The organism is Micromonospora sp. NBS 11-29 (assembly GCF_002140155.1).
Classification (GTDB): domain Bacteria; phylum Actinomycetota; class Actinomycetes; order Mycobacteriales; family Micromonosporaceae; genus Micromonospora.
The window spans coordinates 44,929-52,396 of record NZ_NAPR01000013.1 but is presented as its reverse complement, the minus strand read 5'-3'; the positions used below and the strand labels follow the sequence as shown (position 1 = coordinate 52,396).

Below are 7,468 nucleotides of genomic sequence, written 5' to 3'. Positions count from 1 at the left end.
TTCGCCAACCGATCCGTCTTAAATTCAGGGCATAATGAGGGCGCGGTCGTCCGGCCGCACAAACAGTGCGACGAGTAGAGCGTGATGGGTGATTGTGAGGATCGGCCGCCGCGGCGGCCGATCCTCAGCGGGCGCTGTTGACTGGGCGCGGGGTCGTGCCGGTGGGATGCGACCTCGACGGGGTGGCGGCCACATCGGCCAGGAGGGCCAACCCGGCGGCGGACGGCGACCCTGGCTCGGCGTTGAGGACGACGAGCCGCTGCCCCTGGTCGTCCGGCAGGTGGAGCAGCTCGTCGTTGAGGGTCAGCGCGCCGACGATCGGATGCTGGTAGTCACGGGTGTTGTGCGAGCACTCCCGGACCGGGTGTGTCGACCAGAGCCCGGCGAATTCGGTGCTGTGCACGCTCAGCTCGCCGATCAGCTCGGTCAGCCGGGGGTCGTCCGGCCAGCGGGCCGCCGACACCCGCAGGAAGGCCACGACGTCCCTGGCCTTGCGCTTCCAGTCGACGTACAGCTCGCGGGTGTGCGGATCGAGGAAGGCGAGGCGGGCGAGGTTGGGTTGGGTGGACGGACGAGTCGGGGCGTCGAGCTCCAGGTGGCCCGCGAGCAGGGCGTGGGCCATCCGGTTCCACGCCAGCACGTCGGCGCGGCGGCCGATGACCAACGCCGGCACGCCGGTGAACGAATCGATCATCTGCCGGACCGACGGCCGGATCTGCTCGGCCCGAACGTGCCGCCGCGCCTTGGGACGCTGCCGGGCCAGGCTCTGCAGGTGCACCCACTCCTCGTCGTTGAGGCGCAGGACGCGCGCCACCGCGTCGAGGACGGCGTCGGAGGCGTTGGTGCTCTGCCCCTGCTCCAGCCGGGTGTAGTAGCCGGCGCTGACCCCGGCCAGGCGGGCCAGTTCCTCGCGCCGCAGGCCGGGCACCCGGCGCCGGTCACCGTAGTCGATGAGACCCACGTCCTCGGGACGGAGCCGTGCACGGCGGGAGCGGAGGAACTCGCCGAGTTCGGACTGTCGGTTCATGGCCTCAGTATCGTGGTGTCGGGAGGTGGTCTGCCTGTACCTGTCGGGGGCAGGGTGGCCGGGATCGGCCGTCATGCGGCGGTCAACGCCAACGCGATGATGTGGCCGTTCTCCCAGTCCCCCGGGTAGGGGGCGTACTTGTCGGCCAGTGCCTTCGCCGCGTCGGTGTGCTCCGGGCCGGGCTCGACGACCCGCGCGCGGGCCTGGAATCGGTGGTTGGCGATCCGGACGAGGGCGCCGCGCTCGGTCAGGCTGTTGCGTGCCCAGTCCGTCCGCGGGCCGTAGCCGGCCATGACGTAGATGAGACCGTGGTCGCCCCCGGCCCACCAAACGACGACCCGATGCTCGGCACCGGTGCGGCGGCCCCAGGTGACGATGGTCGCCTCGCGCTGGCGCCGCAGCCCGCGTAGCGTCTCCCCCGGCACGTCGCCCTGGGTTGGTTGGCCCGACATCAGCGGCCTCCGTTCTGTCGTGCGCGGATCGTGGACCCGGTCCCCTCCGGGTCGGGGCGCAGCTGCGCGAACAGCTGGTCCCAGTTGGTGTCGGAGGGGCCGGCCACGTTGTATATCTCGAAGGTCGTGCCGATCGCGGCGGACGACCAGAGCGCGTGCACGCACGCGTCGGCCACATCCTCGCGGGAGATCCGGCCGTCGCCCGTGTCGCCCTGCTCGAGGCGCACGGCCTGCCCGGAGCCGCGGGTGTCGGTCAGCCAGCTCGGACGCACGATCGTGTAGGGCGACCCGCCGGCGCGGATCAGGTCCTCCCCGGCGAGGCGCCAGTCCAGCAACCGGCCGGAGCCGTTCATCGGGTGGTCGCTCCGGGTCACGTAGATCTGGCTGACCAGCACCAGGTGCGCGGCGCCCGCCGCGTCCAGCACGTTGCGCACCCCCTGGAACATCGTCGTCTCCGGCCGGTCCGGTCCCCTGCTGGCGCTCCCGGGCTCGACGCTGAACACCACCGCCCGACAGCCGTCGAGCGGCCCGGCGAGAGTTGCCGCATCCCGCACGTCCGCGTGTTCGAGTGGGACGCCGTCGGGCACCGTGCGCCCTGCCCGACGGACGTCCTGTGAGGTCACCCGGACCGGCACGCCGCGTTCGAGCAGCCGACGCACGATCCGCCGGCCGACCCGGCCGGCGCCCCCGATGACTGTGACTGGCCCCTGCTCCACTGATCCCATTCACCTTCGCAGTTCCGATTCCAACGGTTCGAGGCTAGGGCCGGGCGCCGGGGCCAACCACTACGTGCGAAAGATAGAACTGCTGGTACCAGTCAGGTCAGGGCACCGGGTGCAGCCCGTCGTTGACACCACGCCGGGCCACCGTGCGACCGTCCACCAGGTCCCGCCACCGGTTCCCGTAGACCTTCTCGATGGTCACTTCCTGGCGGAGCATGTCGTGCGGGAAGCCGAGGACCGGCCGGCTCCCGTCGTCCAGCCGCGCCAGTTGCGCGTCGTCCAGCCGTACCGCGGTGGCGCCGAGATTGTCGGCCAGCTGGGACTCCCGGGTGGCGCCCAGGATCGGCACGACGACGCCCGGCCGCGCGATCAGCCAGGCGAGGGCGACCTGGGCGGGACTCCATCCGCCCTCCTCGGCGATCTTGACCACCTCGCGAACCAGCTCGTCGCTGCCCACCTTGCTGTGTTCCTCCGGCTCGATGGTGGTCAGCCGCCCCCTACCGCCGTCGAGGTACTTCCCGGTCAGCCGGCCCTCCGCCAGGGCACCCCAGGCGAAGACCGGGATGCCGAGGCCGGCGGCCATCGGGATCAGTTCCCGCTCGACCGACCGTTCGAGCAGGTTGTACCGGGTCTGGAGGCCGACGAACGGAGACCAGTCACGCAACTCGGCGAGCGTGTTCGCCTGCGCGATCTCCCAGGCCGGCCAGTTGGAGACGCCCACGTGGCCGACCTTGCCGAGCCGCACCTGGTCGTCGAGTGCCCGCATCAGCTCGGGCACCGGGGTGAGCGTGTCCCGGGCGTGCACCCAGAGCAGGTCGATGTGGTCGGTCCCGAGCCGGCGAAGGCTGGCGTCGAGCGACGTGGTCAGGCTCTTGCGATGGTTGCCCGCGGAGTTCGGGTCGCCCGGCCGGGTCTCCACCGTGAACTTCGTGGCGAGCACGAACTGGTCCCGCCGGCCACGCAGCAGTTCCCCGACGATCCGCTCCGAGTTGCCGTCGGTGTAGAAGTTGGCCGTGTCGATGAAGTTGCCGCCGGCCTCCGCGTACCGGTCGAGCAGCCGGGCGCTGGTGGACTGGTCGACGCCGAATCCCCAGTCCTCGCCGAAGGTGAGGGTGCCGAGGGCCAGCTCCGAAACCCGAACCCCGGACCTGCCCAGAATCTGGTAACGCACAGTGGTCTCCTTGTCGTTTCGGTCAGCGGACCGGGATGGGGCCGCGGGGTGCGTACAACTCCACGATCTCGCCGCTGGGACCGCGGACGAAGGCGTCCCGGACCTCGAGGTGCGGGTCGCCCTTGATGTGCACGGTCACCGGATCCCCGCGCCACTCACCCTCCGCGACGGGCTCGCCGCCCGCCGCCAGACAGCGCGCGTACGCCTCGTCCACGTCGTCCACGGCGATGGCGATGTGGTGCACCGACCCCGGCGCGGAGCCGGGTTCGCCGACCAGGAACTCCAGGTACGTGCCGCCACCGAGTTCGACGAGNCGGTCCCCCGCCAGTCGTACGTGCGCCGGAAGCCGAGTCCGTCGCGGTAGAAGCGCAGCGATCGGCCGATGTCCGGCGAGAGCAGGGCCACATGCGCGAGTACGGGCCGTGGATCGGTCTTGGTCATGTCAACCACCGATGTTCACGCGGGTCGGGTTCAGGTACTCGACGAGGTGCCGGACCCGGCCGTCGGCGTCGAACTCGAAGATGCCGATCAGGTCGTTCTCGTAGACCTCGCCGTTGGTCAGCGGCGCGTAGGTGTGCCAACGGACGAGGACCCGGTCGGGATCGTGCAGCGGGTCGATCCGCAGGTCCTGAATGTTGATCTCCTTGAAGCCCTGGAAGAGCTGGCGGTAGAGCCGCGTCAGGGCCTCCTTGCCGTTGATCTCGCGGGGCAGCCCGGCCGGGGCGTACGGGATGCTCTGTGAGGCGTCCTCCGCCCACAGCCGCAGCCAGCCGTCCAGGTCCTGCTCCTGCTGGAGGCGGAACCAGGTGCGCATGGTCTCGGTGTTGCGCCGCCGGCGCTGGTCGTCGGTCATCGTTCCTCCTTCGTCACGGTGTCGGTGGTGCGCGTCAGCCGCGCGCCGCGTCCTCGGGCAGGCCGGGCGGGGCACCGGTCCACGGACCGACGCCACCGATCCGCTCCACCCGCATCCGCATCACGTAGCCGCCCAGGCCGCTCAGCTCGTCCGGCGGGAACTCGGTCCCCGGACCCATGTAGACGGCGGCGAGGCGACGCAGCATCGGGAAGGCCTGGCCCTCCTCGACCGTCACCGAGCCCTGCACGACCAGGTACTCGCGCAGGCCGCTGCTGTGCGAACCGGGTCCCTCCATGGAGACCGCACAGCGCGGCTCCCGCCACAGGTTCTTCGTCTTCCGCCAGGCGTACATGGAGGCGAAGACGAGGTCGTCCCCGTCCAGCCCGACCCAGACCCCGGTCAGGTGGGGGCTGCCGTCCGGGTTGACGGTGGCCAGGTGTGCGAGCGGGCCGGACCCGATCAGGTCCCGGGCTGTCTCCGGCAGGACGACGGCCGGCCGATGTTCCGTTCCACTGGGCATCAGGGTAGTCCGATCCTCGGCGACGGCGATACGCCGTCAATCGGCAACGATCACTCGATGCTAGCTATGGCGAGTCCTTCCGCCAGGCGACCGGACGCGATTTCCGCGTACTTCGTGCAGTGCGAATCGAGTCGCGATTCGACGCCTGGACTTCGTGCATTTGTCCTCGCGTCGACATACGCCGGTCCGCACGATGGGACGAATCGCGGCGCCGACCCCGGTACGCATTCCGGTCGCTCGGCGGCCCGCGGACGGTCCGTTTGCGGAAGGGAAACAGCATGACCACCGAAACTGAAATCACCACCACGAGAAGCGTCGCGGAGGGATGGTTCCGAGCACTGACCTCGGGCGATGTCGAGACGGCGCTGACCTACCTGGCGCCGGACGTGGAGTTCGTCAACTACACCCCGGTGCCCGGCTACAACGACGCGATGGCGTGGATCGGCACCCACCGCGGTCGCGAGGCGGTGCTGCGCAGCATCGAGGTCTTCGTGGGGCTCTGCGAGGTGCTCTCCGAGGAGGTGCTGACCCTGGTCGTGGACGGCGAGGAGGCGATGGGGGTGATCCACGAGCTGTCGCGGGTCCGCGCCACCGGCGTGGAGTTCGAGATCGAGTTCATCCAGCGGCTCACCGTGCGTGATGGTCAGATCGTGCGCTGGAAGTCGTACACGGATCCGTCGTCGATCCTGCGCGCGCTGGACGGGGGTACGCGATGAGCGCCGACCTGTACACCGCCGTGGCGGCCCGCGATGTCGGCGCGGTGCGCGCGCTGATCGAGGGCGGCGCCGACCCGTCGTTCCGCGACCCGGCGAGCGGGCTGACCGCCCTGATGCTCGCCGCCGGACAGGCCGACGTCGCGACCGTCGAGGCACTCCTTGCGGCCGGCGCGGATGTCTTCACCGCCGACAGCAAGGCCGGCGCGACCGCTCTGCACAAGGCGTGCCAGGGCGGCAGCGTGGCGGTCGTGCGGGCGCTGGTGGAAGCCGGCGCCTTCATCGACGCCGTGGCACCCACCACCGGACACACCCCGCTGATGGACGCCCTCTGGTACAAGTTCCCGGACGTGGCGAAGTACCTCCTCGACCAGGGGGTGGGACTGAACCTGTCCACGCACTACGGATTCACTCTGCGGGAACACTTCGCGTACGAGCTGAACGTCAACACCATCGGCAAGGATCTGCTGCTGGAGGCGGAGCAGCACCTGAACGCCCGGATCGCCGAGGACGAACGGCGGGCGTCCGCACACCGGCTGATGGCGGCGGTGACCGCGGGGGACGTCGCCGGGGTACGGGCCCTGCTGGCCGAGGGCGTCGAGGTCGACGAGCGCTTCCCGATCGTCAACGGCTTCAACGACGGGCACACCGCGCTGCTGGTGGCCGCACGGGACGGGCACACCGAGATCGCCTCGGTGCTGCTGGCCGCCGGCGCGGACGTCAACGCGACCGAACCGACCTTCGGTGCGGTCCCGCTGCACAAGGCCGTCTACAACGGACACGCGCGGCTGACCGAGCTCATCGCCGGCTGGCCCGGCGTCATCCTCGACTTCCAGGGGGCGACCAATGGCTACACACCGCTGCACGACGCGATCTGGCACGGGTACGAGGAGTGCAGCCGGATCCTGCTCGACGCGGGGGCCCGCACCGATCTGCGCGGGCACGACGGGAAGACGCCGTTCGACCTGGCGGTCGAGGTCTTCGGCACCGACCATGCGCTGACGGAGCGGGTGGGCGTACCCGCATGATCCCGCTCCTCCGCCGCGGGCCGGGTGCCGGCTCGCGGCGGAGGCGTGCCCGCGTTCAGCCGACCAGGTTCACCGACCGGCCGACCTTCTCCCACTCGAGGAGTTCGGTGCGGACCTCGTCCAGGTGGGTCAACAGCGCGTCCAGTGAGTCGTCGCCGAGCGGCAGCCGCAACGGTGGCCGGTCGGCGGCGAGCGCGCCGCGGATCGCGGCGACGGCCTTGTGCGGATCTCCGGGCTGCCGCCCGTCGAGCGCCAGCAGGCCGTCGCGGGTCGCGCCGGCGGTGGCCGCGTACTCGGGCATGGGTCGGGAGACGACCACGCCGGGTCCGCAGAACGAAGTCCGGAACGCCCCCGGCTCAACGATGAGCACGGTGACGCCGAGCGGGCCGACCTCCAGGGCCAGCGCCTCGCTGAAGCCCTCCAGGGCGCACTTGCTGGCGGAGTAGGCGGAGAAGCCCGCGTACGACAGCTGCCCGCCGAAGCTGCTCATCTGCACGATGGCGCCGGCGCCGCGGCGGCGCATGTGCGGCAGCACCGCCCGGACCAGCGCCGCCGGACCGAAGAAGTGCACGTCCATCAGGTCACGTAGCTCCTGGTCGGTGCTCTCCTCCACCGCCCCGACCTGGCCGTGGCCCGCGTTGTTGACCAGGACGTCGACGCGGCCGAAACGCTCGACGGCGGCCTCGACGACCAGCGCGGCGCGGGCGATGTCCGCGAGGTCGAACTCGATGACGTGCAGCCGTTCCGGGTGGCGCTCCGCGAGGTCGGCCAGCAGTTGCGGACGGCGGGCCGTCGCCACGACGGCGTGCCCGTCGGCCAACAGATCCTCGACGAAGGCCCGGCCGAACCCGGACGTGCCGCCGGTGATCAGCCAGACCTGCCGATCGTCGGTCGTGGCGGGGTGGTACGTCATCGCGGCTCCGCTCTCGCAAACAACCTCTGGGACCCAGTGCATCAAAAGCGCCAAATGCAGCACATGGAC

At 70.7% G+C, this 7,468-nt stretch carries 9 protein-coding genes and 1 pseudogene; 2 read left to right on the top strand and 8 right to left on the bottom strand.

Annotation, left to right across the window (positions count from 1 at the left end):
- Positions 1–124: 124 nt before the first annotated feature.
- The 7 genes and pseudogenes from B1205_RS16575 to B1205_RS16545 all read right to left on the bottom strand — a co-directional run bounded on the left by B1205_RS16575 (position 125) and on the right by B1205_RS16545 (position 4,745).
- The gene (locus B1205_RS16575; RefSeq protein ID WP_089156458.1) at positions 125–1,027 is read right to left on the bottom strand and encodes a helix-turn-helix transcriptional regulator; all 903 of its coding nucleotides are present in this window, start codon (positions 1,025–1,027) and stop codon (positions 125–127) included.
- A 71-nt stretch (positions 1,028–1,098) separates the two neighbouring features.
- Entirely contained in the window at positions 1,099–1,479 is a 381-nt protein-coding gene (locus B1205_RS16570; protein WP_140158082.1) for a hypothetical protein, read from the bottom strand.
- Positions 1,479–2,195, bottom strand: a complete 717-nt coding sequence (locus tag B1205_RS16565; RefSeq protein WP_217809838.1) for an NAD(P)H-binding protein — start codon at positions 2,193–2,195, stop codon at positions 1,479–1,481. The genes B1205_RS16570 and B1205_RS16565 overlap by 1 nt, the downstream gene beginning before the upstream one ends.
- A 106-nt stretch (positions 2,196–2,301) precedes the next feature.
- Positions 2,302–3,372: an aldo/keto reductase gene (locus tag B1205_RS16560; protein ID WP_089156455.1), complete on the bottom strand. Its 1,071-nt coding sequence runs from the start codon at positions 3,370–3,372 to the stop codon at positions 2,302–2,304.
- 22 nt (positions 3,373–3,394) lie between these two features.
- Positions 3,395–3,813 (bottom strand): annotated as a pseudogene (locus B1205_RS33030) (VOC family protein).
- Position 3,814: 1 nt separating this feature from the next.
- Positions 3,815–4,225: a nuclear transport factor 2 family protein gene (locus B1205_RS16550; protein WP_089156453.1), complete on the bottom strand. Its 411-nt coding sequence runs from the start codon at positions 4,223–4,225 to the stop codon at positions 3,815–3,817.
- A 34-nt stretch (positions 4,226–4,259) separates the two neighbouring features.
- Positions 4,260–4,745, bottom strand: a complete 486-nt coding sequence (locus tag B1205_RS16545) for a PPOX class F420-dependent oxidoreductase (protein ID WP_089156452.1) — start codon at positions 4,743–4,745, stop codon at positions 4,260–4,262.
- Positions 4,746–5,023: 278 nt separating this feature from the next.
- Between B1205_RS16545 and B1205_RS16540 the strand changes: the two genes are divergently transcribed.
- Together B1205_RS16540 and B1205_RS16535 are read left to right on the top strand one after the other, a co-directional pair.
- Positions 5,024–5,461 (top strand): nuclear transport factor 2 family protein, encoded by a 438-nt coding sequence (locus tag B1205_RS16540; RefSeq protein ID WP_089156451.1) that lies wholly within the window; start codon positions 5,024–5,026, stop codon positions 5,459–5,461.
- Positions 5,458–6,486 (top strand): ankyrin repeat domain-containing protein, encoded by a 1,029-nt coding sequence (locus B1205_RS16535; protein ID WP_089156450.1) that lies wholly within the window; start codon positions 5,458–5,460, stop codon positions 6,484–6,486. The genes B1205_RS16540 and B1205_RS16535 overlap by 4 nt, the downstream gene beginning before the upstream one ends.
- Positions 6,487–6,541: 55 nt before the next feature.
- On the opposite strand, the gene B1205_RS16530 is transcribed toward B1205_RS16535, so the two are convergent.
- Entirely contained in the window at positions 6,542–7,399 is an 858-nt protein-coding gene (locus B1205_RS16530; protein WP_089156449.1) for an SDR family NAD(P)-dependent oxidoreductase, read from the bottom strand.
- Positions 7,400–7,468: the final 69 nt, after the last annotated feature.